Genomic DNA, 26,822 nt, shown 5'->3' on the forward strand with positions numbered 1-26,822 from the left:
TCGCTTCCGTCATACGCGTACGAGCCCCGATCCCGCCAAAACGCCGAATACGGCTTCCTGCAGCGTCATGTCACTCGAGATCGCAACATACGATATCCCGCGCTCTGATGTTATTTTCCGAAGCTTGTTCTGATAATGCTCCAATTCCTCGCGGTAACGCTGTAGAACGCGTCCCGTAATAGCAACCTCCTTGCCTGTGTTACTTTCGCTATCTACAAGGCGCAGATCTCCGCTGAGCTCCGGATGAATTTCCTCCGGCGACAATACCTGTACCAGGACAACCTCCTGCCCGGCTCCCGCCAAACGAGAGAGCATGCTTCCGATCGACGATTCGTCTTCATCCATCCAGAAATCGGAGAAAATCCAGGTCATTCCGGATAGTCGCGGCACGGCACCCGGATCTCCAAGGGCAGATGACAAGCTCCCTTCAGCTCCGGGCGGCATCTCCTGCAGAAATTGAAACAATCTCATTGCGGAAGCCCGTCCGCGGAGTATCGGCAATCGGCCTTCCAGCCGATCGCTGTAGCAGTACGCTCCCACTCGCTCATACGAACAAAGCGCGATATAGCCTATGCTCGCCGCAAGCCTCTTGGCAAACAGCAGCTTATTCTCACCATGGTTACGGTCCGGCTTGCCATCAAGCAGCGGCGCTCCCCCAAAGTCCATCGAGGCCGAGCAGTCCACATACAAGCTGACCATCAGTTCCTGTTCATCCATAAATTGGCGCACGAAAGGCTTTCCCGTACGGGAATAGACGCCCCAGTCGAAGCGGCGAACATCATCGCCGGGTGCATAGGAACGGTAGTCGGCAAACTCGAGCGAGGAGCCTAGCCTGCTTGAGCGGCGCTTTCCTTGCAGCGTGCCCGCGACCCTTTTGCCCGAGCCAAGCGACAGCCTATCCAGCAGTGCCATCCATTCAGGAGGCAGCAGATGGGCAGGGCTCATAATCTTCCTCCAAGCGCATGCAGCATTTCGTTAATGACTTGATCGGTAGTCACGCCCATGGCCTGTCCTTCGAAATTCAAAAATATCCGGTGGCGCAGCGCCGGAACGGCCACGGCGTTGATATCGCTTTGCGACAGATGCATTCTTCCCTGGCAAATCGCCCGGACCTTACCCGTGGAAATTATCGATTGAATGCCGCGCGGACCAGAGCCGAAACGCACATATTTCTTCACGCCATCAGGCGCGGATGACTCTTCAGGATGGGACATCATCAGCAGTTTCGCGGCGTAGTCCAGCACCTCGTCAGCAACCAGAACTTCTCTTGCCCCGTGCTGAATCTCCAATAATTCCTCCGGACCAGCCTGCTTCACGATCGTCGGTGCATCATTGGATGTCGTTCTTCTCACGATCTCTTTGAGTTCATCCGCATTCGGATAAGGCACGAGAATTTTAAGGAGAAAACGGTCCAGCTGCGCTTCCGGAAGTGGATAGGTTCCTTCGTTTTCGAGCGGATTTTGCGTCGCCAGCACGAAGAACGGACTTGGCAAACGATGTGTTTCATTCCCAACCGTCACCGTTTTCTCCTGCATGGCTTCCAGCAGCGCGCTTTGCGTCTTCGGCGTGGCGCGGTTGATCTCATCCGCGAGTACGATGCTGCTGAATAGAGGCCCGCTTTGGAACGTCATTCCGGTCTCGCCTTGTCTTCCGAACGACAGGATTTGTGTTCCTGTAATATCGCTCGGCATGAGGTCCGGCGTAAACTGAATGCGTGAGAAGGACAGGTCGAGCGTGTCGGCAATCGTGCGGACCAGCATCGTCTTCCCGAGTCCCGGAATGCCTTCCAGCAGCGCATGTCCCCCGGCAAAAATGCACCAGAGCATCTGCTCCACAACTTCCTGCTGCCCAACAATGATCTCACCGATCTGACTGCGCACATGCGATATCGTTTCTTTCCAGGCTTCAGGCTGGATTTGGATTTCCTGCATCGTTCATGCTCCTCCTGGTTCCCTTAAATAATGATGTTTTATAAACTTCTCTTAAAACGCGGTCTGGCTTCTGTGAAGGTACACCGATAAAACATTTTATTTAGATATCAGATGGACCTACTTCCAGAAATCCGCTTCCTGATATCGCAATAAAAATTTCCGCTATACGCGGTCTGGCTTCTGTGGAGGTACACCGATAAAAATTTTATTTAGATATCAGATGGACCTACTTCCAGAAATCCGCTTCCTGATATCGCAATAAAAATTTCCGCTATACGCGGTCTGGCTTCTGTGGAGGTACACCGATAAAAATTTTTATTATGGATTCGGATTAATCCCGGTAAAATAGCTCTCCACCAAACTTTGCATTTGCTGAGGTAGCTCCTGACGTCCAAGCGATTTCTTCGCCTCGGCCTCGTACTCCTTGTACACTTCCTCATACGGGCGGCTGGCACCGTCCACGGCCGGAGAAACTCCGCCTTTTTGGATCGTACCGCCCTGCCCCTTTAACGGTCCTTTATCGTTTTGCTTATTGCCGCTGCCCTTAAATTGACGCGGAGTCATCACCAGATCACGCCCGCCTGCACCTAAACCGGCTCCTGCTCCTTGACCAGCTCCCCGTCCATTGCCGCCTGACCCGCTTCCGCTGCCATTACCGGAGCCGTTGCCATTGCCGGAGCCGCTGCCGGAACCGCTGCCCTGCGTACCACTGCTTCCCGGTGAAGTGGAGCCACTATCCTCCGGCTCTCCTTCACCCGCCTCCTCAGCCAAAGCAAGCTCCTCTGCGCTCCCTCCGCTGCTCCAGGTGTCCGGCACTTGCATGCCGGCAGCGGTCATTTGCGAAGCCAGCCCAAGTCCCTGTGAAGCGAGTTTGGAGCTCATGCTCGAAGCAGCCGCGGACTGGCTGGATGCGGCTGCCCGGGCTGCAAGCGCTTTGGCAAGCGCTGCTTCCAGGTCATTCAGCGCTTCATCCGCTTCTTTGTCCTCTGTCCCTTTAGCCAGCGCCTTTTCCGTCTTCTTCAGCGCCTCCTTTAGCGCCTGGGTCTCCGGATTTTTAGCTGCTTCATCGGCCAGCTTGTTCAAAGCCTCCCTCAACTGCTCCTTTTGTTCTTGTGAAAGCTGCTTCACCTGTTGTTTGAAGTTCTCCATTGCTTTTTTCAGATCTTCCGATTTTCCCTGGGCAAGACTCTTCCCAAGCGATGACATATTCGGAGCGTTCTGCATTTTCTGTCCCAACTCGGACAACTTCTGAACGGCAGCTTCTTGCTTCGCAGCCGTTTTTTCCATGGCTTTCATCGTTTTCTCCAGCTCAGCTAACGCTTTCTCCGGATCCTTCTGGCCTTCCAGCTTTTTTTGCAGCGCTTGAAGCGAGTCCTCCAGCGGTTTCTGCACCGCCTGATCCAGCTTTTGAGTCTGCAACTGCTGTACGAGCTGTTCTGTTTTTTGCTTCTGATCCTGCACCCATTCTTTCTGGCGGGCAGCCTCGGCGAGCTTTGTATCCATCGGGCTTGGCAGGATCGTAAGCCCCGCTCCTACAACGAATAGAACGCTGCAGACAATAGCTATCTTTTTATAGCTCGGATGAGGAAGCCGGCTCTTCATCTGAGCTATAAAACTGCTCCCATATGCTGCCGCCTGCTTCCGTTGCCACTGGGCTGCGGAGGAATCTTGTTCGGCAAAGGAGAGCGCCGTCACCATCATATCGCTCCGCTCGTCCCCGCCTGTCGCCGCATCCATGACCTTGGCAGCTTCACGATCCTTCACGCGATGCATCAGGCCCCAAGCAGCGCCGATCGCGACACCGGCCGCTACAGCTGCCATCGCCAGAAACCGGTAATACGGAATCGGCCACAACCGTGCCGCAAACAGCAGCAAAATGGAAAGGCCCAGTCCACCGGCACATCCGTACAAGGCATAACGGACCAGACGAAACTGCTGCAGCCGGGCTTTCGCTTTGCTGATCGATTTTCGTATGGCGTCCATTAGCTGTCCTCCTTTGTTTGGTTACATGCTTCCTTATGAATGATCGCTGACACTGGTTTCTACGGATGAATTCTTGCTCTTCGAATGGTTGTTTTTGCGTCTTGCTACCGGACGAATGCGGCGAATGCTAATCCACAAAGCACCGATAATCACCACGCTGTATACCAGCACAAACTCCTGCCACAGCTGAATCGGAGCATCCGAATTCAGGTTGCCGTTCCGAAGCAAAAACGCCGATTTGGAGAAGCTTGGCTCGAACAGGCTGATCAAGGCTCCCGCAGGATTCAATCCAAGAATATAGCCTACGAAAGAATACGTCGTACCCGTCGTGCTCGGCATGGAGTAATAATTCCGTTGAACGATGCTCATGACGAATAAATACAGCAGGCCCGTCAGAAGAAAGATGCACAAACCGACACCATAGGTCACAATAACGGACACCATGGTCCGTTTAAAGATAGTCGAGAATAGGACCCCTAGCGATCCCAACAGCAGCATCACGAACAGGTAAAACAAAAAAATAAAGATCAACTGTTTGAGAGAAATGCCCCCGTATAAGAACACGATGCTGTAGATCGGAAGCGTCGCCACGATAATGAGCGTCATAAAACTTAAGGATGAAAACAGCTTACTTAAAATAATCGTTGATGAGCTTTGCTGGGTTGTCAGCAGCATGCTAAGCGTCTGCTTTTCCCGTTCGCCGCTAATCACGCCTGCCGTCAAAGCCGGTGCCATAAATGCAATTAACACCAGTTGGGCGAAGCTGAGCACGTAGAACATCATGCGCCCTGCTCCTGAATTAAAGGATTGGTTCCCCTGGTTGTCCAGATAAAGCGTGATGTATATGAATCCCAGTGCAATCAGACCCAGGACCAGAATATAGGCCAGCAGGGAAATCGCCGAGCGCGGCGTGCGCATTCGCAACCGGAATTCTTTGTCCAACACCGGATTGATCCATTTGCGGCTCAAGTTCATACGGCAGGCCCTCCTTTGGTGATTTCGAGGAATACATCCTCCAGATTGGTTTGTGCTTCATGAAAGGAAATCACGGCATATCCCCACGCCATAATGTTTTGCAGCAGCTGCACCTGCTCGGGGTCTCCCCCGCTAAAATGCACGTGGATGCCTGTGTTATCGCATAACACGGCGGACACCATGGCTTCATCCCGCAAGCGTGCGGCAAGCTCCTCATCCCGCTCCATCAGGCGGATATGCAGCACTTTTTTAACGCGAAGCCGGGCTTGAATGTCGGATACCCTTCCCTGAGCCACCATCTCTCCATGCTCGATTACGCCGATTTCATCGACCATCTCTGCGAGCTCAGGCAAAATATGAGAGGAAATTATGATCGTCTTGCCCATTTGCTTCAGTTCTTTCAAGATTTCGCGCATTTCAATTCTTGCCCTTGGGTCAAGCCCGGAAGCCGGTTCATCGAGAATCAGCACTTTCGGGTCATGAATGAGACACCGCGCCAAGCAAAGACGCTGCTTCATCCCTCTGGAGAGGCCATCCACATACACATCGCTTTTATCGCTCAAATTCACAAGCTCCAGCAGCTGCGGAATCAGCTGATCGCGTTCGCTGCGCGGGATATTATAACTGGCTCCGTAGAAATGCAAATATTCCGTCGTTTTCAGCTGATCATACACGCCGAAGAAATCCGGCATATACCCGATTCTTTTCCGCACTTCTTTCGGATGCTGCGTCACGTCGAAGCCGTCTACTTTGGCAATGCCCGAGGTTGGCAGCATCAAGGTTGCCAATATCGACATCGTCGTCGATTTGCCGGCACCGTTCGGTCCGACAAACCCGAAGACAGTCCCTTCGGGAATGTACAGACTAATATCTTTCAACGCGTCAAAATTGCCGTACCGCTTGCTTAGATGCTGAATATCGATCATGGCTTCGCTGCCCCCTCTACTGCGATCTCAGGCAGCATCAACTCCGTAGCTTCCTTGGCTACCAGCTTGAAGCGGATACGGCCTTGTGAAGCATACTGACCATTCGGATTGGCTGCGCTCCATTGCTTGGACGCATCCCATTTCAGAAGCTCCCAGTCCTGCTTTTTATAATCGAAAATATAATATTCCGTTTGTTTGCCCGGATTTTTGCTTTGAAGTTTCAGCGTCCCGCTGGTCATTCTCTTCAGATCAGGCACGTCATAATCAAAAGTAATATACCCCGGCTCTAAATGGCTGGGCCCGTTCGGATTATCGTACCAACCCGAAGATGCAATTTGATTAACGATTGGATTGACAAATCCGAAAGGAATGTTCACTTTTCCATTTTGTGCCCAGCTGATATCCACCGGCTGAATCCACAGGTTCAATTGATCACTCTCGATCTCTTTGCCGTCATTGCGATAGTTAAAAAGCTTATCCTTGCTGAAAGCTACAATAAAGGCATCCTGTGAAGACCAGGAAGAAGCTTGAATATAATTGTCCAGCATGCCCCTCTCCCGGTTATAGGGGTCTTTCCCGCCTGTTGAATATCCTTGGAACATGGCATAACTCAGACCACCGGTACGTACCGCTTGCGCATTGTTAACCGAGGCAAGAGAAATGGACTTTCCTTTCTCCAGATCTCCCAGCGGATACAGCTTGCCGCCTACGACGAGTCCTGCATGGGCTACGTTCTTCGAAGTATTGTTCACGACTTTCCCGTCAATCGCACCCTTATTATTAATGAAAAGGCTGACCCCAAACTCGCCTAACCCCTCATTTTTGGCGCGCTGCTCCACCCATAGCTTGGCTAAAGACCACTGCGGCATGTCCAACAGCTCGACGCCCGTATCTTTGGAGCTGACCTCGATCAGGTTTCGGCTGTCTTGTGAATCTGAAAATGAACTGCCGTCCCGCTGAATGGTCACATATGAATTGACAGGAAGCTCCAGATGGTAGTTTCCGCTGCCGGGCGAGAAAAACGCTGTTGCGCTTTTGACTTTCCCTTGTCCGCTGCCATCGAGCTCAACGACGTTCAACGTATGGGCCAGCTCCTTCGTTTTATCCGAAGCCCCGATCATGTATACCGTTCCGCTCGCGATGACCGCGATCAAAGGAATTATCCACCAAGCCCATTCCCGCTTGTCTACTTTCTTTAAGAGCAAATATAGCAGCGGCGCGACGACGATGGCATAGATGACGATCAGCCACGCAAGCACTTGGAACGAAGGCATTTTCAGGGACGGGAAGAAGTTAAGAATATAATTCAAATTCATCAGCGGATTAATATTTCCCCGCATGACATTCATATTGTTCGTCTGTAAATTGCTGCCAAGCAACGCGGACCACACCGACGGATTTCCGGCCCAAGAAGCAACTGGCTCCATGGCAACGTCATACGCGACGTAGAGCACCTTACCGCTCTCGACCTGCCGGCTCGCAAACAGCGGCTTGCCGCCGGTCGTATAGAGCAGCTTTGCATCTTTTACAGGTACGGCATCGGATAAGGTAACCTCACCGCCCAAATTCAGCTTTGCAGCGCCTTTAGCACTCCCTTGCTTATAGGCTCCCAGCTTTTCCAGCTCAGGCAGCGAGGTTACGCTGAAGGTCCCTTTGTACTCGACGGGCGATATCTCGGCGAATGGTGCCGCTGTCTTCGGGTATGCTGCGCCCCCTCCAAGAATCAGCTCTCCCCCGGTTTTGACCCACTGCTCGATAGCCTTGACCTGATCGGACGATAGCGTGTCGGTAGCAAAGCGATTGAACACTAATATATCCAGCCCATCCAGCAGCATCGGATCCGTAGGAATATCGTTCTGCTTCATATGAAGGACATTCATATTCGAACCTCCGCTTTGCAGGATGGCAAGAAAGTTCATCGCATCCGGATCATCCGACAAGATACCGACATTCGTGGATATGTAGGTAGAAGCATTGATATAACTTGTGCCGGATGAAAGATTGACCAATTTTCCTTTTTCAACCGAGCCTTCGTAAAACAGGACCGCATTATTGTTTTTGTTATACTGCTGCCCCGGTACCGCCATGATAATTTCTTTTGCCGTACCTTTTGGCAGCTCTACATGCTGAACATATGAGGCCGGACTGTTACCAAATTGGCTCTGAAGCACTTGAAATACAATATCGCCTGATAGATCCTGATTACTGGTCAAGGTAAATTTCAGCGGATTCCACGTGCCATTCTTCATTTTCCCCCCATACCCGACTTCGCTTTTCATCTCAATGGAGGGTTTGGCGTCGGCATGGGCAATCGACACGCCTCCAATCCCAATCGGAAGCAGCAGTAACATCGCCATGGCCCATAACATTAGGCTCGTCCGCTTCATATCACGTTTGTTCAAAGACAACATTTCTACCCCTCTCTGATCGTTGCTTGATTTCATCTTACGATAATAAAGACGCTTCGTTTCTTAAGTTCACTTCAATATTCTTAAAATTTCCTAAAGAAAATTTTGTATAAACCTCTTTACAAATGGTAGAAATTAGGTTTGTCAGGTCGATTTGGGCGATTAAAATAAAAAGAAAGCTTTATCATTTCCCTCCTTTTATTGACATCAGGAGCATCTGCTGCTTACTTCCCATGAGAATGAACCTTGTTAGCAGCGGTTTATATTGCTGGTACAAGAAAAGCCTGCTTCACACGGAAGCAGGCTTTTAGATCTAGTAGAAATCAGCTATAAGATTCATAACGGATTGAAATGCTGCAATTCTTAGAAAAAGAACACGTACTAGCCGTTAAACACGACGGTTTTGTTTTCATGAACCAGAATCCGGTCCTCGATATGCCATTTGACGGCTCTTGCCAGAACGACGCGTTCAATGGTACGGCCGATCCGCTTCAGCTCGCTGACATCGTCGCGGTGGCTGACGCGCTGCACATCCTGCTCAATGATCGGGCCTCCGTCCAGTACTTCCGTAACGTAGTGGGCGGTAGCTCCGATAATTTTCACGCCGCGTTCGTAGGCCTGCGCATAAGGCTTGCCGCCGACGAAGGCCGGAAGGAACGAATGGTGAATATTGATAATCCGGTTGCGGTAATGCTCGATAAAGGTCGGAGAGATAATCTGCATGTACCGTGCCAAAATAATGACATCGATGTCGCTGCCCACCACATCAAGCTGGCGCTGCTCTGCTTCTTTTTTCGTATCGGCCGTCACCGGAATATGATGATACGGTATGCCAAACGACTCCACATACTCCTTCATGTCCGGGTGATTGCTGACCACCATTCCGATTTCGGCATCCAAATCGCCTGCCTGCCACTGCCACAACAGCTCCACCAGGCAATGGTCCTCTTTGGAAACGAAAATAGCGAGTCTTTTCTTGCGGCTGACGTTAAAGATCTGCCACTGCATATTGAACTTCGAGCCTACCGCCTCAAACTGCTCTTCCAGAGCCGGCAATCGCTGCTCCAAATCCGCCAGATCAAACTCCACGCGCATGAAGAACATGCCGCCCTCTGGGTCCATGGTGTATTGATCGGATTGAACGATATTGGCTCCATGCTGGTGCAGAAAATGCGATACGGCAGCGACGATTCCCGGTCCATCCGGACAAGAAATAAGCATGCGTGCGCGGTTTAGATGTGCTTGTGAAGCAGATGAGGCATTTTTTTTGACATGTAGTTCCATGAGATTCCTGCTCCTCCCTCATACTCTCTATCTAAATCAATTGAACGAAAGTGCAACCCTTCATTTTTGATCATGTTGTTCATGAAAAAAATGATGGTCTATCTTAGTTCTGTTTATATACATGTAAAATCGTTGGCTCAAAACCTGAAATAATCTCTAGACATCGCGCAAGGTGACCGCTGCGGTGACGGATCGTTCTTCCGATCACTGCCCGCCTGCTTTCGCTTTTTGTCAAACTATTTCCCGATGTTGAGCCAATATGATTATTTCAAAGCTTCTTTGCCTGCCAGGCAAGCGATCAGACGCTCGTTGATTTGCTCCTCGCTCAGATCAGGGAACAGTTTGGCTTCCGTAATCTGATCGTACAAGCGCTCCAGCGGTTCACGCGAATCCGCTTTTTTCGCTTTGGCGTCATTTTTAAGCAGTGACCACACATCCAAAACATATTGGCGGGGATTCAGATCCTGCTTGGCAAAATACGTATGCAGGTCTTCCACTTGATTGATAAAATCCGCGCCGAAACGTTCTGATACATTGCCGCGAAGAAGCGCGATTTCAATCTCGTACATCGGGCGCTGCGTTTTGGCATCCTTGCCGATCCATGGCGTCTCCAGGATAAAAGGTCTGCCTGCAAGTTTTTCGTGATGTACGACGCTATTGATCGTATCAAAGCCAATCCATCCGGAACCTATAGGTGCGTGACGGTCTTTGCCGGCTCCGCGCGGGTTTTTGCTGTCATTGATATGAACGACGCCAATGCGGTCCAGTCCGATGATGCGGTCAAATTCTTCAAGCACGCCGTCCAGATCGCTCACGATGTCGTAACCGGCATCATGAATATGGCATGTATCCATGCAAATCGTCAGTCGTTCATTGTGCTTCACTTTCTCAATCATACGCGCAATTTCCTCAAAGGTACGACCCATTTCCGTTCCTTTGCCGGCCATGGTTTCGAGCGCGATATGAACTTCGGTTTCGTTCGTTCCGTCCAGCACTTCGTTAAGCCCTTCGGCAATCCGCTCGATACCGTAATCCGGGTCCTTATCGGTATACGCACCCGGATGGAGCACGATATTCTTCACGCCTATGGCATGCGTGCGGCGAATCTCCTCCTGCAGGAAGCTGACCGCCAGCTCGAACGTATTCGGCTTGTACGATCCAAGGTTGATAATGTAAGGCGCGTGGACGACAATTTCCTCAAACCCGCTTTCCTTCATTAATGCCTTGCCTTCTTCCAGATACATCGATTCAATCGGCTTGCGGCGCGTATTCTGCGGAGCGCCGGTATATATCATAAACGAGCTCGATCCATAGCTGTTGGCTTCGTTGGTTGCACTTAATAGGCCCTTGTCCGAAAAGGACACATGAGAACCGATTTTCAGCATAATCCATCCTCCTCATTCGAATTATCCCTTATTTTAGCGTGAATACTGAAATAAATCTAGAAATGCGTTATAATTCAGAAAAAGGTTTAATGAATAGAAGATTATCCTAGAGGTGAACCACATGCATAGTTCATTGGGCACGAGGCTTCTGTCCTCATCGATGCCCTCGAATATCTTTATGGATTCCGTCATGGTTTGGGCGGTTATCCTGCTGACCTGTATGGTCATCGGCGGATATTTCATGATCCGTAAGTTTCTGAAGGTACTGCCAAAGACAGACGGCAGATCCAAGCTGGATTGGCAGAATCACTGGGTGGAAGCAAGCCGCCATCTGTGGACGGATGAATCCAAAGCATTTTTGGACAAATTGGTTAAGCCAGTACCTGGACCATTTCGTGATATCGCCAAGCATTCGATTGCGGCCGAGATCGGTAAAATCGCTTTGGAAGCCAGAGCGCCAGAGGTAACCCGTGATCACTGTATTAAAGGTTACATTTCTGCCACGCCAAAAAGAGACAATAAGTTCCTCATTGCTTTCCTGAACAAAAATCAGATCGACTACAAGCCGTATGAGCACCTGATGCAAAAGTAGATCCATCATCTGTAGAAAACAAGCCCCCTGACAGGAGCATCAAATTGAAGAAATGAACCATTTCATCAGTCTGATCCCGTGTCCCAGGGGGCTTTTGCATACGAAAAATCACATATGAGATCGATCATACCCGTACCTTAGAACTTTTATGTAAGGCAGACAGGTATTGGTTCAACATCATCATGAATGCTTTACAAATGTTAAGCAGCAAAGATCTCCTCATACCTGTCGCTCATTATTCAGTATGGGATTTCATTTGAAGCTCAATCTCTTGAGGATATGATACATAAAAAAAGGAGCGTACTGGCTATGAAAATCACGATTTGCGGTGGAACCGGTTTTATCGGGAAGGCACTCTCCGATCATCTTCTGCAACAAAGACATGAAGTATTCATCATTACCCGTAAAAAGCCGGAAACCGAAGAAACGGAAGTGAAGTACCTGACTTGGGAGCAAATCGATGTAAATCCTGCCCTGCTGGAGGGAACTGAGGCCATCGTCAATCTGGCCGGCTCCTCCCTGAACCAGCGCTGGACACCCAAAGCCAAAAAAAGCATCATAGAGTCCAGGTTATCAACCGTAATGGCCGTAGCCAAATTGGTTCAAGCCCTGCATCAGAAGCCGGAAGTGGTAGTTCAATCTTCCGCTATAGCCATATACGGCACTTCGCGCAGCGATACATTTAGTGAAGACAGCCCGGAACATGTCGTTGACTTCCCTTCATCAGTCGTCAAAGAATGGGAAGATGCCGCTGAGCTGATTCAAGGTGTTCGTCTAGTCAAGCTTCGGACTGGTGTCGTGCTAGGGACAAACGGCGGTGCTTTTCCGCTCATGAAGTTGCCATATACGCTCGGATTCGGAGGAAGGATCGGCAGCGGGATGCAGTGGGTATCCTGGATTCATCTGCAGGATATGGTCCGGTTAATTGAATTTTGTATCACCGATCGCGATATCGACGGACCTGTGAATGCATCCGCGCCGGAGCCTGTGACCAACAATCAGTTTGGTCAAACAATTGGTCGTGCTTATCACCGCCCTCACTGGTTCCCGGTTCCTTCCTTTCTGATGAAAACCGTTCTTGGCGAGCTTTCTCTTATCCTATTGGAAGGGCAGCGAGTCATCCCGGATAAGGCCGTGAAATACGGCTTCCGCTTTGACTTCCCGACATTGCGGCAGGCTCTTGAGAACTTAAAAGGTCACTAAGCGGAACGAAACGTGTATGTTCCTTTAACGATAATAAATTCGTCTCCGTCATGTAGTGGGTATTCCTTGTAAGGAATCATCGTCTCCCCTTTCAGACGAGTACCATTCTTGGAGCCGAGATCCTTGATCAGGTATCCTCCGTCTTTGGTCCGGCTCAGCTCCACATGCGCACGCGAGGCCCCCATGGAGATTTCCACATACTGCGACACTTCTTCGGATCGTCCAATGACGAAATGCTGTTGTCTGAGCTCAATCCGCTCTCCCCGCGCCCCCTCATCCCCCTCTCTCAACAGATAACCTGCGGGCATTGTTGTCTGTACAGCTGCGTTCTTTTTTGCAGGAATCGATCCATTCAGCAGTACCGTCGCGCCGCCTTGTCCTGAATTCAATAACTCGGTTCTTTGGCCAAGCTGACCATAATAATCCTGTTCTTCGAAATCCGTATTACCTTCTGTTCTAATGTCGGCGTGATTCCATACTCTTTGGTTCAGTGACGAAATACGCATTTCTCCGTCAGTCATCTCTTTGCCTGTCCTGCCACTCATTCTACCGCTCTCCATGCTGTCAGCCAATCTTTGAACTGGTGGGTCTTGGGGGAATGTCCATTTCCAGTCGGGCTCCGGATCAGAAATGTTCATATCAGGCTTCTCTTTTTCTTTCTTTACGCTCCCTCTAAAAAAACCCGTTAATTGTTCAACCTCAAAACGGGAGCGCCCTTTGCCCTGCTTGGCTTCCCCAGTGAGCTCAGCCGAACCAAAATCAGGTAGACCTCCAAAGGTATCGGGAGCCGAAACTGCATTCTTAGACGCGAAAAGTCGGCCCGTCCAGCACAGCAGCGCGATTACAACCAAAATAAGGGTCAGGATCACGCACACTATCAATGTTCCATTGCTTGGTGCTGGCATGTATATCAGTCTCCATACGATCGCCGCCGCCAATAAACAGCAGAGAGCTATGTACGTTTTTCGTGACGAGGCAGATTTCGGATCGCTCTCTTCATCGGCTGCTACCTCTTCGTCAGTCTTGGATCCATAGCCGTTCCAATTCTTAAAAAAGTCTGGAGTTTCCGTTTCTGCATTCTGATGTTGCTTATGGTTCCGGTTTGTTCCGGGCGAAGGAGACGCTTTGCCCGGTAATGCGCTTCTACCGCGTTTTAATCCGGATTCCGGCGCACTCCCTCCCAAGGTCTTCACAACCGTTTGTTCCGCATTCCCTATTGAAGAATAAGGAATATGGTCTGCACGCTTTGAAGCGGAAGCTGTTTCATTCGTGTCACTGGATCTCTCACTCTTGGAGCCTATTGATATTCGTTCGCGGAGTGGTTCAGGAACCCGATTCTGCCTGACTTCAGCTGCTGAGGATTTGTCCGGCTCGCCTTCGCGGGATAGCAAACCAAGAAGCAGCTTTTTAAATCCGCCCACCGTAAACTCCTCGAAAGTCGTATACTGCAACAGCTGTTGGACGCCCCCACCGCTCAGCTCCGTTACTGAGGCCATGAACCGGGTAACAAGTTCCTTCAAGCTGACGTTGACCGCTTTCAAACCCTCTGTTCCTTCAAGCGGGATATAAGTTAAGTATATCGTTCCTTCCTGAAGCGATCCGTCCATAAAGATATAGTCTTCATCCAAAACATACTTTCCAGGGTGAAGCATGTACATGGCGCTTTCTTCCAGCGTTTCCGCTACCTGAAGCAGCAGACTGTAGTATTCAGTCATGTTCATTCTTTCACCCTTTAACATATGCGATAGCATTTTCTTCTCCGTAATGTCATAACGGAAGGACACCAGCAAATCGACCTCTTTTACATAAAGCGGCAAGAAATGCGGGATACGGGAAGCAGATATCATGGATACTTCTACCTTGCTCAGTTTCTCCGAACGGATTCCCTCTTTTCCGGACAGGATCATGAAGGTTCCGCCTTGTTGAATGAAATCTCTCGTTAAATCAACCATTTGGATTCCCCCTAACCGAATGCGGAAATACATGCAAAAATATAACCGGGAACCACGGCGACCATAAATGGAAAACGAAGCTGCTGCTCCTTCCCCGTCTTCAGAAACTGAAAGCTTTTTAAAATGAAAACTCCTGCCAGACTTCCCACGACCTTTCGAAGCCTTTGCACAGTCTCACGTCTCCGCAGCAGAATCAGGATTCCTATCACTCCGGCGCAAAGCACAGAATACACCAGGCATTGGACGGTAAGCAGCGTGCCCAGCCAAGCGCCGATACCGCCGAATAGTTTGACGTCACCAGCCCCAACCGCACCAATCATGTGCATAATGAGCACTAAAGCGAATCCTGCGGCCAAGCCTTTGGCGGAAAAAGCCAACCCATGCATTCCATTCGTTATTACATGAAATAGAACTCCACTGAGCATCGCCGTTAATGTTAACCAATTAGGAATTTTCATGGTTCGAATATCCGTAACAAAAGCCATGATTACGATGAATGCACAGCCCCAGATTGAAGCATCCATGTCTTTAAACTTCCTCCTTCATTTCCATCAGTTATGGATGTCGTGTATGCACCCGCATCTATCCCTTTACAACAGTGAACATGACCTCGGTCCTCTTACCGTCTCCCGTGGTGATGACAAACGGCCAAGTTCCTGGCGTCGTATTGGGCCCCACAGACCATTCCCATTCAATGTAGCCTTCAGCGTCCGCTTGCTTCTCCCCCAGATATTTGGCTGTACTTTGACCGCTTTTATAAAAAACGGACAGATTGGCCGTAGCTCCCGGCGTCATCTTCACTCGTACCTTGGCTTTTTTGCCTACATAAGCCGGATCAGGCTTTTCTAATACCTGCACGTCCTCAGTGCCTTGTTCTGACTCCCCTTCATTACCATCCGCGCTTTTTGGTTCTGTCTCCCCGATCCACAGACGTTCCTGTGCCTTGGCCTGAAGTACGATTTTTTTATTCAGAAACGGCACCTTCATCGGCAGCTCATAGCTTACCTCGATACCGAAATAAGGATCTGTGCGTGTCTTTAGATTAGGAATCTGTATATTTGACACATGAATTCTGTCGTAATTCAGCAGGTTGCTTTCCATGTAGGGCTTTAAAAATGGCTTCACCACAGGATCAAGGGCTGCCTCGGCAACCTGGTTCTTCAAATCCTGAAGGGGCTCATCCACCTTGTCCACCGCACCAGCCATCCACTCGTTCAAAGGCGCAGGCAAAGTATCTGTGTATTGCGCAGCCCAGTCGCTGAGCGAAAGCTTCGGAATGTTCCAGCTCCCAGCAGGCTCCTTGCCGTTCGTATCAGGCGTCTTTTGCTCTATTGCCAGCGCCACGGGGTATATATGGGTCGACACCATTTTCACTGTATCGGAGACAGTGCTTTGCAAAGCGGTTGAGATCAGGGTCATTTGCACCATGTATATAAGAAAAATAACGAATAGTACGAACATCGGCATTACGATCGATGCCTCTACCACCATGCTTCCCTGCCGGCCGTTTCGAAATATCCTGATTTTCAGACATCTCCTCAGGCCTCTGCTAATAAGAGTAATCCGCTTGTTTGACCGCATAATATCGGTTTCCTTCCACTTCGTCCGGGCTGCCACCGGCATATCCGATCATTTTCATCACACCCGGCAGGAACCACAGCCTCATACCCACCTTTACTTCTCCCGAAGCATACGTTGGTCGTTCCGCCGGATTAATTCCGGTGTTGAACCGGATGAGCGCTAGCATGCGAGACATTTTTTTCTGATTATTGCTGTGGATCAACAGGAAGAGCCGCAGGTAATCCCGGTAAGTGATTTTCACTTTAATATAGCTGGACAGCTCTACCGATCCTGTCTCGCAAAGCGTGATCATGTCGACAATAGCCATTTCGATGCCATAGAGCAGCGCAGCAGCCAACACCAGCAGCGGATGACCTAGGCCGCTGTTCTTGACCAATCCTTCCATCGTGCGTATGGCAAGTCTGGAGGCGAATATTTCTGCATAGGCTGCCGAGATGTTTCCGACCGGATTATGAAACCCATAAAGTATGTACTCCAGTTGCTGATTTTTAACGCTTAATTGGTCAACGACTGCATCTCCCAGATCTTCTTGCGGGTTCTTAGCCGCGTCCTTCAGGCTGCTGATGTCAAAATGTTTAAAATATTGTGCAGCATACTCATTTTGGAGCAATTCATCCTTCAGTCCCGACATCATTCCCGCCATGGCACCATACAATCCATCCATGTCTTTCATTGCGGATTTCCCAGCATCATAGGGATCATTGTCCAGATCAGCCCCCTGATAGTCTCCGTCGGATAGCTGCTTGTTGAACTCCATGCTCTCGTCATAATAGGTCTGAAGTGTTCTATACTCTTCCATATATCCCTTCGCCTTTTTATCAAGCTCGTTGATCCGCTCCAGTATATTGGCTGCATCCTTGAGCTTGGCCTTGCCCTGCTTCTCTTTTTCTTTTCGTTCCTTGTCGGATGCTCGATGCTGTTCGAGCTGAGCTGCTTCCTGATCCAGCTTATTGGACGAGCCCGATTCAGCGTAAGCTCGTAAATAAGAATCTATTGATCCACGAGCCGATATGATCGTACTTTTCATGTAGCCGGAGCTGCTGCTTAAGCCCGAGGCACTTCCAAGTGCGGACATGGCTGTCGATAGGCTGCGATCTGCCGTGCTGAATTCATCCTTCTGTCTGTCAATCTCATTCTTCAATTTGCTTAGCAGGTCTTCAGACAGCAGCAGTTTTTCCGTTTGTCCCCGCAATCCGCGGATCGTATCGGAATCATCCCCGCTTGTTTCCGGCGAGGTTCCCGGGATACTGCCACCGGAAACCTCGTCATAGCCCGCACTTTCCGTCCGGCTTTCGGAAGCAGCAATGACCTCTTTCATTCTCTCGTTTTGCTCATAAGCTTCCTGCCATGCCTGATGCGCTTCCTGCAGCAGTTTCGAATGACTTTCCCCAGCCGAATCTTGTTTACTTCCAAGCCGGGCCATAACGTCTGCCGAGCTTGATAAATAATCTTCGATCTCATCACTATATTGCGGATCTTCATCTTCGTCCCTGTTCGCATCCTCATTCGCTTTGCTGACGTAATCATCGTACTGGGCTGCGATTCCTGCCGCAGCGGTTACTCGTGAAGAACCTAGTGACTCATTGGATATAGAGGTTGAGTACAGCCCCATTAGAATACCTGGTATCCCACTTCCGCTTTGCGCAGCCTTCTTCTGCTTGGATAGCATTTGATCCAGCGCTGCTTCCCGTTTGTCATACAGCTTTTGCAGCTTACGGAGCACATCAACCGTATCAGATGCCTCTTTCATCGAAGAAGACAAAGGCTTGAACTTTCCCAGAATTTCTAATGTGAAATCAATCGGCGCCTTGTATTTCATTTCTTCACCGATTTCGTGATTGAAAATATCATATTCCCCCAACATCCTGTCCATTTTCAGGCCCGAGGTGTCCAGCTCCATCGGCAGGATATCAAACCGATCGGTCCGTACTCCTTTTTCCATGCTGTTGTTCAGAACGCTCGCCATGATCTGGTCGCCGCTCTGCTCCCCATATGCAAATAACCCATACCGTTCCTGAAGTTCGGGGTCGTAGGAGGACATCACGGAACGAACCGCCGCATGCACCAGACGCTCGCTCTGAACCTTCATGGCTGCGATGCGGGCATAGTCAATAAATAGGGCCACAAAAGCAAATATAAAGGCCAAAATCATAATCAAGAACACGGAAACCGATCCACTTTCCGATCGCCTTTTAGCGAACACCCTCGTCCCCCCTCTTCAGATTCTCGCTTCTTTCCTCAGTGCTTGAATTTATTCAGTACCTCCTTGGCACTGCCCGGATCTGTTTTTTCATTTCCCCCTGACCCTTTAAACTTCGATCCGTAATATCTCATCAGATCTACGGTCCTGATAAATTCCATTGGCTCTACCACTGCGGAATTGGCATTGGTGATAACATTCGAGCCATCCTTCAGCATGCCATTCAGCGGTGGCAGAGATAGCACGCGGTTTAAACCTACTGAGATCTTCCGCTGCAGGATCGAGTTCTGATAACTGATTTCCCCCTTCATTTCTGAAGAGACCATAGTACCGGAATGATTCAGTTTAAGAATGGGAAGTGCCCCGGTCGTCTCCTCAGTTCCCGGAAGAGCAACCGTTTGCTTTTTATCCGTCAATCCGCTCCAACCGAACAGTACACCTAGCATTCCGTCATCGCTCAGTCGCCAGTACAGCGAATCGTATTGCCCCTTCGCTACTGCCCCGGTTGCTGCCTCTTTATGGCTGTTGTCCCAGCTGTATGCCGAACGCTCCGCCACAGCGGAAGCCGTTTGATGAAGAAAGCTTTGCTGGTAAACGTATAGGCAGAAGAACAATAGAATCATCGTGACAAACAAAACGATGGGAAGTACGAGGGAAGCTTCGACCGTGAAGCTTCCCTCGGTTTTTCTTATGAAAGGCTTAATCAAAGACTTCATCGCTTTTTTTATCCACTTTATTCAGTAATCTTTCCACGATCCGAAGTAGTTCCTTTCTAAACAACAACGCAATGATAATAATAACCGCAATAATCAAGATCATTTCCAGCATTCCCAATCCGTCTTCCTGCTTCCAAAACGCCTTCGTCTTAGCCCATGCCAATGTCAACATATCCTTTATCCTCCTACATATTCATCATCATAAAAGCAGGTGTTCCTACAAGCACAATGACAATGACGAAGATGACCACCATCGGAAAGATCAGCTTGGAAGATGCCTGTTCTCCCCGTGTGCGCGTCACTGCCTTTCGTTTCTCCCACAAAACCCGGGACAGATCCGTGAGTGCCATCACAAAGTCGTTGCCGCCTCGCCTGAAGTTGAGCAGCACGGTTGTCGTAAAGATCGACACCTCCTGCACCGCGCAGCGCTTGCTGAAGTTCTCGAAGGCTTGCTGGAAGGAGTATCCACCCTCCAGATCATCCGTCATCTTGATCAGCTCGCGATACAGCGGATGCAGTTTCTCTTGTTTCTTTTGTTCTACGCAATGGGCGATCGCTTTTTGGACCGTCTCTCCGGCTCCAACCAACAGGACGATCTTATTCAACATCTCGGGCAGCTCCAATAGAATATCTTGATCCCGCTTCTGCACCTTGCTGTGCAAATCCTTGATCATCGCTGCAGGCAGCAGTAAGCCTAACACCGCGCCGATCACCAGTCCCGTAATCTCTCCCATAGCCAACGTCAGCAAACAGCCCATCATGAGCAGAAGCCAGCTGTAGCACATCATTTCGCCGACATATAAAAGCGTTTTTTCAGCGCTATGACGCTGCCCATTCAGCTTCTGCAGCGATCGCTGAATCTTGAAAAAAAACAGCGGAAACCGGGATGTTACCTTCAGTCGGTCAAGTATGAGCAGCATAGGGGATACCAACGCCCTAAGCCGTAGTCCTTCCATCTGGAGCTTGGCAATACTCCGATACTTCGCGCCGCCAATCTGGTTCAGCACCACCCAACCTCCCGCCAGCAGAACCAGTACCACGACAGCCAACACATTCATAGGTTCACCCCGTCAAATTTTGATGTTCATGATCTTGATGATCCATACCAAGCAGCCCGTAAGCCCAAGCAGAGCAAAAGTAGAAATGACCATCCCCATGCCGCTGAACATCGGCTTCATATAATCGGCTGAAGTCAGGTTCATGAACACCAGCATCAGGATGGGAGCTGCGAGCAGCGCCTTCGATTCGAATTTCTTCTGAGCAACGAGAACGGCTATCTCCTGCTGGATATCCAGTTTCTCGCCTATAATCGAAGAAGTTCTACGTATAACCTCTACCAGATCTCCTCCAGTCCTCTTACAGGTGGAGAACACATCCGCAAAGTTCGTTATATCCTCCATATCCGCCCGCCGGCTGAAATCATTCAGCGCATCTTCAATGGGTTCCCCATACTCCATGCGCGCGCAAATGATAGACAGTTCCGTGATCAGATCATTTTCCGCATCCGGATCGAGCATACGCAAATCCTGAATCGCTTCCCGAAATCCGTTTTCCACCGAACGGCCAGCAGATAACGAGGAGGATAGCGAATAAAGCGCCTGTTTAAAATGAAGATTCAGCGCCATACGTCTTCGCTGCAGCATATGTTTTCTCCAAAAACGGGGAATCAGCATGCCAGCGAAGGATAGGACAAACGCAATGATCCATTGATGATAGAACAGATAACCGATTCCAAAGAAGAGAGCAGCTCCGCAACCAATGCACATCCACCGCTGAAATCCGCTTAACGCATACACGCTATAGTCGGGAAGCAGCCTCTTCCCATCCGACTTTTCCTTATTCCCCTGACGATTTCGCTGCGATAATCTGCGTTCCCCGGCCGCTATTTCCTGAGTGCGGGAACGGGGATCTTTCTGTTCCGATAATGATGCTCCTATCCTCATAAAGCCACCTCCCCAATGGGAGGAGACACCGCATCATTCAGTCCCGCCATTCGCAGCTTATCCTGTTTCTTCAGCGCTCCTTGCGGCTTCAGCTGTCCGACGACCTTTCCGTCCTTTTCCCCCGTTTCCATGAACTTATAGAGTGGATTTAAAATCACTTCTCCGTTCTCCATACCAACCACCTCGCTAATCTCGACCACCCTCCGCGATCTGTCCCGAAGTCTGGTTAGATGAACGAAAATATCGATCGCAGAACTGATTTGCTGTCGGACCACGGCGATTGGCAAATCCGCTCCGCTGAGTACCATTGTCTCCAGTCGGCTGATCATATCCCTGGTGCTGTTTGCATGTCCGGTGGATAATGATCCGTCATGGCCCGTGTTCATCGCCTGCAGCATGTCAAGCGCTTCACTTCCGCGTACTTCCCCGACCACAATTCGGTTCGGACGCATCCGCAGCGAAGAGCGAATCAGATCCCGGATCGCGATCTCCCCCTTTCCCTCCGTGTTCGCATTGCGCGTCTCCATGGAAACCAGGTTCGGTACGGTCTGAATCTGCAGCTCCGCCGAATCCTCAATGGTTATGATTCGCTCATCCGCAGGAATAAACTGGGACAAAGCATTCAGGAAGGTGGTTTTGCCGGAGCCCGTCCCTCCGCTGATAAAGATGTTGTATTTGCCTGCGACCAGCTTTTGCAGAAAGCGTGACGCTTCCTCCCCGAGGGCCCCCCGCCGAACCAAATCATCCATGGTCATCGGCTTTTCAGGAAACTTCCGGATAGTCATCGTCGGTCCTTTCAATGCAATCGGCGGAAGAACAATGTTGACGCGGGAGCCATCCTTCAGGCGTGCATCCACGATAGGCGAAGATTCGTTTACGACACGGTTTACGCCGGAGACGATCGTCTGAATGATATCCTCCAGCCTGGTTTGGGATTCAAACGCCATCGGAAGCTTTGACACTTCGCCATTTTGCTCTATGAAAATATCTTGATGGCTGTTGATCATAATTTCCGTAATGGCCGGATCATCGACAAGAGGCTGCAAAATATCAAGCCCCCGAAACGAATCATAGATGCGCCGAACAAGCTTTCTTTTCTCTGATGCCGTCAGATCAAGCAGTTCACGCTTGCTAAAGACGGTGCGTTCGATATAGTCCATCAGCTCATGATTGTCCAGAACCGAAGTTACATCCAATCCGGATCTCACTTCTCCACGCAGCTGCCTGAACAGTTCTTCATCCATATGCCCTCACCCCGCTTCCCCCTGGCAGATCATCGCCCAGCAATTCCCGGCAGAGCTTCAGAATATCGCGCTGAAAAATCGGCGAGCTCAACAGCAGTTCCTCGTTGCTGCTCTGCTTCCAGGAGGGGATGTATGGTAGAACTCCGTCAATGTTCGGTATCGCTTCGGGCAGCGGATTGGCGAGCTCGCCTACAAAACGGTTGACGATAAACCGGCTCTTCGCACACCATTCGGCGAAATTTCCGGGATTGCCACGTTCCAAATAAGACAGCTGCTGACCGCTCTTGAACATATGAATCAGGTCATCCAGGAGAATCCATACGAGGTGCCTGCATCCTTCCATGACCGCAGCCGTCCGCTCGTTCAATCCGGAATCCGTATCGACGATAACGACATCGTAACTGCCGCTTCGCGACAGCATATCCATGAGTCTGAGCACATCGGCTTTGCCTAATTGAAGGATCTCATTCCGGTTATGGACCGGTTCAAACCAATCGCATTTCATCGCCGGATGACTGACGACAAAGGATTCCAAAGGGATCGCTTCAGAACTTTTCATTTCGGCCGCCGCCTTCATTTCATACAGCAGCTGGGGAAGCCTCTGGGCATCCTCGGCCTTCCGGTTCTGTCTTGAAAAGACCGCGCTGCTGTTCAATGCCTCCAGATTCAGATAAAATACGGAAAGTCCCATCCCGCCGAGCTGCTTGGCCATATTGACTGCAGCCGTCGTTTTCCCGCTTCCGCCTACCGCAGATACAAAACCTATGGTTAGTGCGCCTTCTCCCCTCTGCTCAGCGATTCTGGCACGGCTCCCGTCTTTTTGACAGGCTTGAAGCACGGCGCCGAGCAATTCCGGAAGCGGCTGATATTTTGCCAGCTCGGCAGCTGGATCACCGCCAGAACCGAGCCGCTTCCAGGGGCATGCCGCTTCTTCATTCCGGAGCCAGGGCTCCAGCAGTTCGCCGTCCCCAACGACCAGATCCGGCCGTTCGTCACCGCTCATATACTCCAAAAAAGATTCCGTCCGCGTAAATCCGATGATTCTCAATCTATCGCCAAATTCGCTTGCATGAACGTAGTGAAGCAGCGCCTCCAAATATTGCGGCTCTTTGACGGCCAGAACTACCTTGTACGTCAACATGAGGCTCTTCATCCCCCATTTCTCTGCATGAAAAAAAGCACCGTTCAACAGCCGCATGATGCGGCTGAAGAAACGGTGCTTCCGTTATCAGCTTGATTTACTTAATTAGGAATTTATCATATCCCGTAATGAAAAACAATACAAATTGTGTAAAATATCGACAAATAATACATGACATGCTTTGGAGCATACCGTTCACCCAATATTTAAGACAAGAAACGTTTCCGAAGCTCAGGGGTCGGGAGCATGCACTGCTCTTCCTTGCCGAACCAGCGGTAACGGTTGCGGGCGACGTAGCGATATAACCTGTCGCGCAGCGGCCGGGGAACAAAAGCAAAGGCATAAAGCAGCGGCCAAGGCATCTTCATTTGACGAAAAATACGCAGCACTGCCGCCGAGCGGACATAATAATGACCGTTTTCGATCAGCACAACGGTATCCACCTCATCCACGGGCAGTCCACCCTTTTCCAATAGTTCGATGCCAATATCGGATTGCAGGGAAGCGAATTGGAACCTCGCACGAGGATCTCGCTCAATGATAAAACGCGTAAGTCCCTGGCATAAATGGCATACCCCATCGATTAGTACGATTCCTTCATAGCCGTTTTCCCCACGTCTGTGCTTATCCTTGGTCATAGAGCGCACCTCCTGACTCAAGTATCCGATTCCCTGCTCAGAAAAGCAAGCCATCCATTAACGAAAAGGGCTTCCGTAATTCATCCCGAACATAAAGAAAAAAGCCCGGGTAACTTCCCGCGCCTGTATCTTTGGTTCGACAGATTACTTGGCAGCAGCCAAAGCTTTGTCGATCCATTGGTTCTCTTCGATTTGCTGAGTCAGCTCGCCTTTGTAGCTCTCGATGCATTTGCAAATGAAATCTTTGCGGCATACTGGGCAAGGTGTCTTTTGCAATCGGCTGATGTTTGTCATTTTCCATTCCGGATAACGGCTATAGAACACGCGGCAAACGGTTCCGTCAGCCAGATCAAGAATGAATTCATACAATCCGCTTTGTTCGTTGCTGCTGGCTTCCTTCATGTTCGAAATCACTGGTCTGTAAGACATATGCATCACCCGTCTATATAAATTTCTTGTCTTGAAACAAAAATCATGTATCAAGTACCTAGACATATTAAAGAATTTTAAACTTCATGTCAATAAAAGGTTATGTCAATTTGTCTTCCGCTATACAGTTTGGACCCAAAAAAGCCGGCCGGATGGCCTCCATCCGGTACCGGCTTTCATTTTGGAATTATTTTAATTCATATGGATTGCATCCATTACACCACGTTCAGCTCCACATCAATGTTGCCGCGTGTTGCCTTGGAATACGGACAGAATTCATGGGCCTTCTTGGCAAGATCCTCCGCCTTGGAACGTTCAATGCCCGGCAATTTAATGTCCATTCGAACCGCCAATCGGAATCCGCCGTCGCTCTCGTCTTTTCCAATCATTACATTAGAGTTAATCTCCACGTCATGAAGAGATACGCCTTCCTTACGCGCAATGTTAGCGAGAGCACTTTCATAGCAGGCTCCATAACCGGCAGCAAAAAGCTGCTCGGGGTTCGTGCCGCTGCCGCCTGAGCCTCCAAGCTCTTTGGGCATGCTGAGATCATGCTTCAGGACACCGTCGGATGATGTGACCGAACCTTCACGTCCACCACGTACTGTTGTTGTAGCTGTGTATAGTGCTTCCATCTTCACCGTCTCCTTTTTCCTGAAAATAACCTACCCCTTTCATTAAAGCTAACAGCCTCATTTGAAACGGTAAAAAGGATTTCGTCCGAAATACGCGGCACCTTGAGAAATATAACAGCATGAAAAACAGTCATTTTCAACGAAGTTTCATATCTACATAAAAGTTTCCCCATACAAACATATTTGAGTGAGTACAATGAATAGTAAGCTGTTTAATATAAAAGAATAACCGTAACAAGGTGCGTGATATAGATGAAAGACACCGGAAATATGGATCCCAAGAAAACAGAAACATGGGCCAAACCCGAGGAACGGTCATCGCTCTCTGAGCTGAACCATTCCATGAAGGTTCCGCTACAGGGGTCTACGTTCCGGAAATTTCTCGCGTTCGTGGGCCCTGGTTACCTTGTCGCCGTCGGCTATATGGATCCGGGCAATTGGGCGACCGATATTGCCGGCGGTGCCCAATTCGGATACTCCCTGCTGGCTGTCATCCTGCTGTCCAATCTGATGGCCGTGCTGCTCCAATCGCTTGCGAGCAAGCTCGGCATCGTCACTGGGCATGATCTGGCTCAGGCCTGCCGCAACCAGTACAACAGACCTGTTACGATAGGTTTATGGATATTGTGCGAGCTTGCGATCGCAGCCTGTGACCTGGCCGAAGTCATTGGCTCAGCCATCGCGCTGAAGCTTCTATTCGGTATACCGCTGCTGTACGGCGTGTTGATTACGGCACTGGACGTCCTGTTGATACTGCTCTTGCAGCACAAAGGGTTCCGTGCTATCGAAACCCTCGTCATCGTGCTCGTTTTGACGATCGGCGCATGTTTTGCAGTTGACTTGTATCTGGCAAAACCCGACGCAGGAAGCATCTTCGCCGGTTTTATTCCGACAGCCGACCTGATCACTGATCATCAGAAGCTGTACATTGCCATTGCGATCCTCGGCGCTACCGTCATGCCGCATAATCTGTACCTGCACTCATCGATCGTGCAAACCAGGCAATATGAAAATACCGAGAAGGGCAAACGTCAAGCCATCCGTTTTTCCGCTTGGGATTCCACCATCGCCCTGACCCTGGCGCTGTTCATTAATGCAGCCATCCTGATCGTCTCGGCAGCCACGTTTCACAAGGCAGGCATGACCCAAGTCGCCGAAATCAGCGATGCTTACCACATGCTGACGCCGCTTGTGGGTACGACGCTTGCGAGTATATTGTTTGCCGTCGCGCTGCTTGCCTCCGGACAGAATTCAACGCTGACAGGCACCCTGGCAGGACAGATCGTCATGGAAGGCTTCCTGGACATCAAGCTCCCTCCTTGGCTGCGCCGGCTGATTACCAGACTGATTGCAATCATCCCAGCGGTCATTGTGACCATCATTGCCGGGGAAAAGGGTACGGAGGAGCTGCTGATACTCAGCCAGGTTATCCTGTCTCTTCAGCTCCCGTTTGCGGTCATCCCTTTAGTCAAATTTACTGGGGACAAACAGCTGATGGGTAAATTCGTCAACGCAGCCTGGGTGAAAATTCTCGCCTGGAGCGTTTCTGCCATCATCGTTGTGCTGAACCTGTTTCTTATTTATCAAACATTTACAGGCTGACTTCAGCCCCTATGCCAAAATCCGCATGCGTCCAAAGACGTCATGCGGATTTTT

The 26,822-nt window shown here is 50.0% G+C and carries 24 protein-coding genes; 3 read left to right on the top strand and 21 right to left on the bottom strand.

Features of this window, described 5'->3' with window-relative positions:
• Positions 1 to 9: 9 nt before the first annotated feature.
• The 8 genes from GRF59_RS12230 to GRF59_RS12265 all read right to left on the bottom strand — a co-directional run bounded on the left by GRF59_RS12230 (position 10) and on the right by GRF59_RS12265 (position 10,892).
• Complete coding sequence (locus GRF59_RS12230; protein ID WP_202128550.1) at positions 10 to 945, bottom strand: DUF58 domain-containing protein; 936 nt, start codon at positions 943 to 945, stop codon at positions 10 to 12.
• On the bottom strand, positions 942 to 1,931 hold the full coding sequence (locus tag GRF59_RS12235) for an AAA family ATPase (protein WP_160497812.1): 990 nt from the start codon (positions 1,929 to 1,931) through the stop codon (positions 942 to 944). The genes GRF59_RS12230 and GRF59_RS12235 overlap by 4 nt, the downstream gene beginning before the upstream one ends.
• A gap of 318 nt (positions 1,932 to 2,249) precedes the next feature.
• Positions 2,250 to 3,914 (bottom strand): phage tail tape measure protein, encoded by a 1,665-nt coding sequence (locus GRF59_RS12240; protein WP_160497813.1) that lies wholly within the window; start codon positions 3,912 to 3,914, stop codon positions 2,250 to 2,252.
• 33 nt (positions 3,915 to 3,947) lie between these two features.
• Complete coding sequence (locus GRF59_RS12245; protein ID WP_160497814.1) at positions 3,948 to 4,889, bottom strand: ABC transporter permease; 942 nt, start codon at positions 4,887 to 4,889, stop codon at positions 3,948 to 3,950.
• Complete coding sequence (locus tag GRF59_RS12250) at positions 4,886 to 5,815, bottom strand: ABC transporter ATP-binding protein (protein WP_160497815.1); 930 nt, start codon at positions 5,813 to 5,815, stop codon at positions 4,886 to 4,888. Before GRF59_RS12250 ends, GRF59_RS12245 begins: the two co-directional genes overlap by 4 nt.
• A complete protein-coding gene (locus GRF59_RS12255) occupies positions 5,812 to 8,172 on the bottom strand; it encodes a DUF7408 domain-containing protein (protein WP_237391729.1) in 2,361 nt (786 codons plus the stop codon). The genes GRF59_RS12250 and GRF59_RS12255 overlap by 4 nt, the downstream gene beginning before the upstream one ends.
• 432 nt (positions 8,173 to 8,604) lie before the next feature.
• Positions 8,605 to 9,507, bottom strand: coding sequence for a formyltetrahydrofolate deformylase (gene purU / locus GRF59_RS12260; RefSeq protein WP_160497817.1), 903 nt, complete (start codon positions 9,505 to 9,507; stop codon positions 8,605 to 8,607).
• A gap of 263 nt (positions 9,508 to 9,770) precedes the next feature.
• Positions 9,771 to 10,892 (bottom strand): deoxyribonuclease IV, encoded by a 1,122-nt coding sequence (locus GRF59_RS12265; RefSeq protein ID WP_160497818.1) that lies wholly within the window; start codon positions 10,890 to 10,892, stop codon positions 9,771 to 9,773.
• Positions 10,893 to 11,013: 121 nt separating this feature from the next.
• Here GRF59_RS12265 and GRF59_RS12270 point away from each other — a divergent pair, with 121 nt between their 5' ends.
• Both GRF59_RS12270 and GRF59_RS12275 read left to right on the top strand, forming a co-directional pair.
• On the top strand, positions 11,014 to 11,484 hold the full coding sequence (locus GRF59_RS12270; RefSeq protein ID WP_237391730.1) for a DUF2621 family protein: 471 nt from the start codon (positions 11,014 to 11,016) through the stop codon (positions 11,482 to 11,484).
• Positions 11,485 to 11,793: 309 nt separating this feature from the next.
• Positions 11,794 to 12,687, top strand: a complete 894-nt coding sequence (locus tag GRF59_RS12275) for a TIGR01777 family oxidoreductase (protein ID WP_160497819.1) — start codon at positions 11,794 to 11,796, stop codon at positions 12,685 to 12,687.
• On the opposite strand, the gene GRF59_RS12280 is transcribed toward GRF59_RS12275, so the two are convergent.
• The 13 genes from GRF59_RS12280 to GRF59_RS12340 all read right to left on the bottom strand — a co-directional run bounded on the left by GRF59_RS12280 (position 12,684) and on the right by GRF59_RS12340 (position 25,166).
• On the bottom strand, positions 12,684 to 14,639 hold the full coding sequence (locus GRF59_RS12280) for a DUF6382 domain-containing protein (RefSeq protein WP_160497820.1): 1,956 nt from the start codon (positions 14,637 to 14,639) through the stop codon (positions 12,684 to 12,686). The two genes, GRF59_RS12275 and GRF59_RS12280, sit on opposite strands and share 4 nt — an antisense overlap.
• An 11-nt stretch (positions 14,640 to 14,650) precedes the next feature.
• Positions 14,651 to 15,163, bottom strand: a complete 513-nt coding sequence (locus tag GRF59_RS12285) for an A24 family peptidase (RefSeq protein ID WP_160497821.1) — start codon at positions 15,161 to 15,163, stop codon at positions 14,651 to 14,653.
• Between the two features lie 58 nt (positions 15,164 to 15,221).
• Entirely contained in the window at positions 15,222 to 16,220 is a 999-nt protein-coding gene (locus GRF59_RS12290) for a TadE/TadG family type IV pilus assembly protein (RefSeq protein ID WP_160497822.1), read from the bottom strand.
• Positions 16,189 to 18,423: a hypothetical protein gene (locus tag GRF59_RS12295; protein WP_160497823.1), complete on the bottom strand. Its 2,235-nt coding sequence runs from the start codon at positions 18,421 to 18,423 to the stop codon at positions 16,189 to 16,191. The genes GRF59_RS12290 and GRF59_RS12295 overlap by 32 nt, the downstream gene beginning before the upstream one ends.
• A gap of 35 nt (positions 18,424 to 18,458) precedes the next feature.
• Complete coding sequence (locus GRF59_RS12300; RefSeq protein WP_160497824.1) at positions 18,459 to 19,136, bottom strand: TadE/TadG family type IV pilus assembly protein; 678 nt, start codon at positions 19,134 to 19,136, stop codon at positions 18,459 to 18,461.
• Positions 19,120 to 19,308 (bottom strand): Flp1 family type IVb pilin, encoded by a 189-nt coding sequence (locus tag GRF59_RS12305; RefSeq protein ID WP_160497825.1) that lies wholly within the window; start codon positions 19,306 to 19,308, stop codon positions 19,120 to 19,122. The genes GRF59_RS12300 and GRF59_RS12305 overlap by 17 nt, the downstream gene beginning before the upstream one ends.
• Before the next feature lie 13 nt (positions 19,309 to 19,321).
• A complete protein-coding gene (locus GRF59_RS12310; protein ID WP_160497826.1) occupies positions 19,322 to 20,194 on the bottom strand; it encodes a type II secretion system F family protein in 873 nt (290 codons plus the stop codon).
• 12 nt (positions 20,195 to 20,206) lie between these two features.
• The gene (locus GRF59_RS12315; RefSeq protein WP_160497827.1) at positions 20,207 to 21,079 is read right to left on the bottom strand and encodes a type II secretion system F family protein; all 873 of its coding nucleotides are present in this window, start codon (positions 21,077 to 21,079) and stop codon (positions 20,207 to 20,209) included.
• Positions 21,076 to 22,323 (bottom strand): TadA family conjugal transfer-associated ATPase, encoded by a 1,248-nt coding sequence (locus tag GRF59_RS12320; RefSeq protein WP_160497828.1) that lies wholly within the window; start codon positions 22,321 to 22,323, stop codon positions 21,076 to 21,078. The genes GRF59_RS12315 and GRF59_RS12320 overlap by 4 nt, the downstream gene beginning before the upstream one ends.
• Positions 22,316 to 23,521 carry a P-loop NTPase family protein gene (locus tag GRF59_RS12325; RefSeq protein ID WP_160497829.1) on the bottom strand — a complete coding sequence of 402 codons (1,206 nt, stop codon included), beginning with the start codon at positions 23,519 to 23,521 and terminating at the stop codon, positions 22,316 to 22,318. The genes GRF59_RS12320 and GRF59_RS12325 overlap by 8 nt, the downstream gene beginning before the upstream one ends.
• Before the next feature lie 149 nt (positions 23,522 to 23,670).
• The gene (locus GRF59_RS12330; RefSeq protein ID WP_160497830.1) at positions 23,671 to 24,102 is read right to left on the bottom strand and encodes a thiol-disulfide oxidoreductase DCC family protein; all 432 of its coding nucleotides are present in this window, start codon (positions 24,100 to 24,102) and stop codon (positions 23,671 to 23,673) included.
• 144 nt (positions 24,103 to 24,246) lie between these two features.
• Positions 24,247 to 24,531 carry a hypothetical protein gene (locus GRF59_RS12335; RefSeq protein WP_160497831.1) on the bottom strand — a complete coding sequence of 95 codons (285 nt, stop codon included), beginning with the start codon at positions 24,529 to 24,531 and terminating at the stop codon, positions 24,247 to 24,249.
• 215 nt (positions 24,532 to 24,746) lie between these two features.
• Positions 24,747 to 25,166 carry an organic hydroperoxide resistance protein gene (locus tag GRF59_RS12340; RefSeq protein WP_160497832.1) on the bottom strand — a complete coding sequence of 140 codons (420 nt, stop codon included), beginning with the start codon at positions 25,164 to 25,166 and terminating at the stop codon, positions 24,747 to 24,749.
• A gap of 252 nt (positions 25,167 to 25,418) precedes the next feature.
• On the opposite strand from GRF59_RS12340, the gene GRF59_RS12345 reads away from it, so the two are divergent.
• Positions 25,419 to 26,768: an Nramp family divalent metal transporter gene (locus GRF59_RS12345; protein WP_237391731.1), complete on the top strand. Its 1,350-nt coding sequence runs from the start codon at positions 25,419 to 25,421 to the stop codon at positions 26,766 to 26,768.
• Positions 26,769 to 26,822 lie beyond the last annotated feature (54 nt).

Origin of the sequence: Paenibacillus dendrobii, assembly GCF_009807035.1 — a bacterium.
Taxonomy (GTDB): Bacteria; Bacillota; Bacilli; order Paenibacillales; family Paenibacillaceae; genus Paenibacillus_AQ; species Paenibacillus_AQ dendrobii.

Bases quoted from the DNA above. Each gene is read 5' to 3' on its own strand.
- GRF59_RS12255 (WP_237391729.1), bottom strand. From the start codon at position 8,172: ATGGCGATGTTACTGCTGCTTCCGATTGGGATTGGAGGCGTGTCGATT.
- GRF59_RS12250 (WP_160497815.1), bottom strand. From the start codon at position 5,815: ATGATCGATATTCAGCATCTAAGCAAGCGGTACGGCAATTTTGACGCG.
- GRF59_RS12235 (WP_160497812.1), bottom strand. From the start codon at position 1,931: ATGCAGGAAATCCAAATCCAGCCTGAAGCCTGGAAAGAAACGATATCG.
- GRF59_RS12310 (WP_160497826.1), bottom strand. From the start codon at position 20,194: ATGAATGTGTTGGCTGTCGTGGTACTGGTTCTGCTGGCGGGAGGTTGG.
- GRF59_RS12325 (WP_160497829.1), bottom strand. From the start codon at position 23,521: ATGCGGCTGTTGAACGGTGCTTTTTTTCATGCAGAGAAATGGGGGATG.
- GRF59_RS12240 (WP_160497813.1), bottom strand. From the start codon at position 3,914: ATGGACGCCATACGAAAATCGATCAGCAAAGCGAAAGCCCGGCTGCAG.
- GRF59_RS12335 (WP_160497831.1), bottom strand. From the start codon at position 24,531: ATGTCTTACAGACCAGTGATTTCGAACATGAAGGAAGCCAGCAGCAAC.
- GRF59_RS12270 (WP_237391730.1), top strand. From the start codon at position 11,014: ATGCATAGTTCATTGGGCACGAGGCTTCTGTCCTCATCGATGCCCTCG.
- GRF59_RS12290 (WP_160497822.1), bottom strand. From the start codon at position 16,220: ATGCGGTCAAACAAGCGGATTACTCTTATTAGCAGAGGCCTGAGGAGA.
- GRF59_RS12315 (WP_160497827.1), bottom strand. From the start codon at position 21,079: ATGAGGATAGGAGCATCATTATCGGAACAGAAAGATCCCCGTTCCCGC.
- GRF59_RS12275 (WP_160497819.1), top strand. From the start codon at position 11,794: ATGAAAATCACGATTTGCGGTGGAACCGGTTTTATCGGGAAGGCACTC.
- GRF59_RS12340 (WP_160497832.1), bottom strand. From the start codon at position 25,166: ATGGAAGCACTATACACAGCTACAACAACAGTACGTGGTGGACGTGAA.
- GRF59_RS12245 (WP_160497814.1), bottom strand. From the start codon at position 4,889: ATGAACTTGAGCCGCAAATGGATCAATCCGGTGTTGGACAAAGAATTC.
- GRF59_RS12230 (WP_202128550.1), bottom strand. From the start codon at position 945: ATGAGCCCTGCCCATCTGCTGCCTCCTGAATGGATGGCACTGCTGGAT.
- GRF59_RS12320 (WP_160497828.1), bottom strand. From the start codon at position 22,323: ATGGATGAAGAACTGTTCAGGCAGCTGCGTGGAGAAGTGAGATCCGGA.
- GRF59_RS12305 (WP_160497825.1), bottom strand. From the start codon at position 19,308: ATGTTGACATTGGCATGGGCTAAGACGAAGGCGTTTTGGAAGCAGGAA.
- GRF59_RS12330 (WP_160497830.1), bottom strand. From the start codon at position 24,102: ATGACCAAGGATAAGCACAGACGTGGGGAAAACGGCTATGAAGGAATC.
- GRF59_RS12300 (WP_160497824.1), bottom strand. From the start codon at position 19,136: ATGAAGTCTTTGATTAAGCCTTTCATAAGAAAAACCGAGGGAAGCTTC.
- GRF59_RS12265 (WP_160497818.1), bottom strand. From the start codon at position 10,892: ATGCTGAAAATCGGTTCTCATGTGTCCTTTTCGGACAAGGGCCTATTA.
- GRF59_RS12285 (WP_160497821.1), bottom strand. From the start codon at position 15,163: ATGGATGCTTCAATCTGGGGCTGTGCATTCATCGTAATCATGGCTTTT.
- GRF59_RS12345 (WP_237391731.1), top strand. From the start codon at position 25,419: ATGAAAGACACCGGAAATATGGATCCCAAGAAAACAGAAACATGGGCC.
- GRF59_RS12280 (WP_160497820.1), bottom strand. From the start codon at position 14,639: ATGGTTGATTTAACGAGAGATTTCATTCAACAAGGCGGAACCTTCATG.
- purU (WP_160497817.1), bottom strand. From the start codon at position 9,507: ATGGAACTACATGTCAAAAAAAATGCCTCATCTGCTTCACAAGCACAT.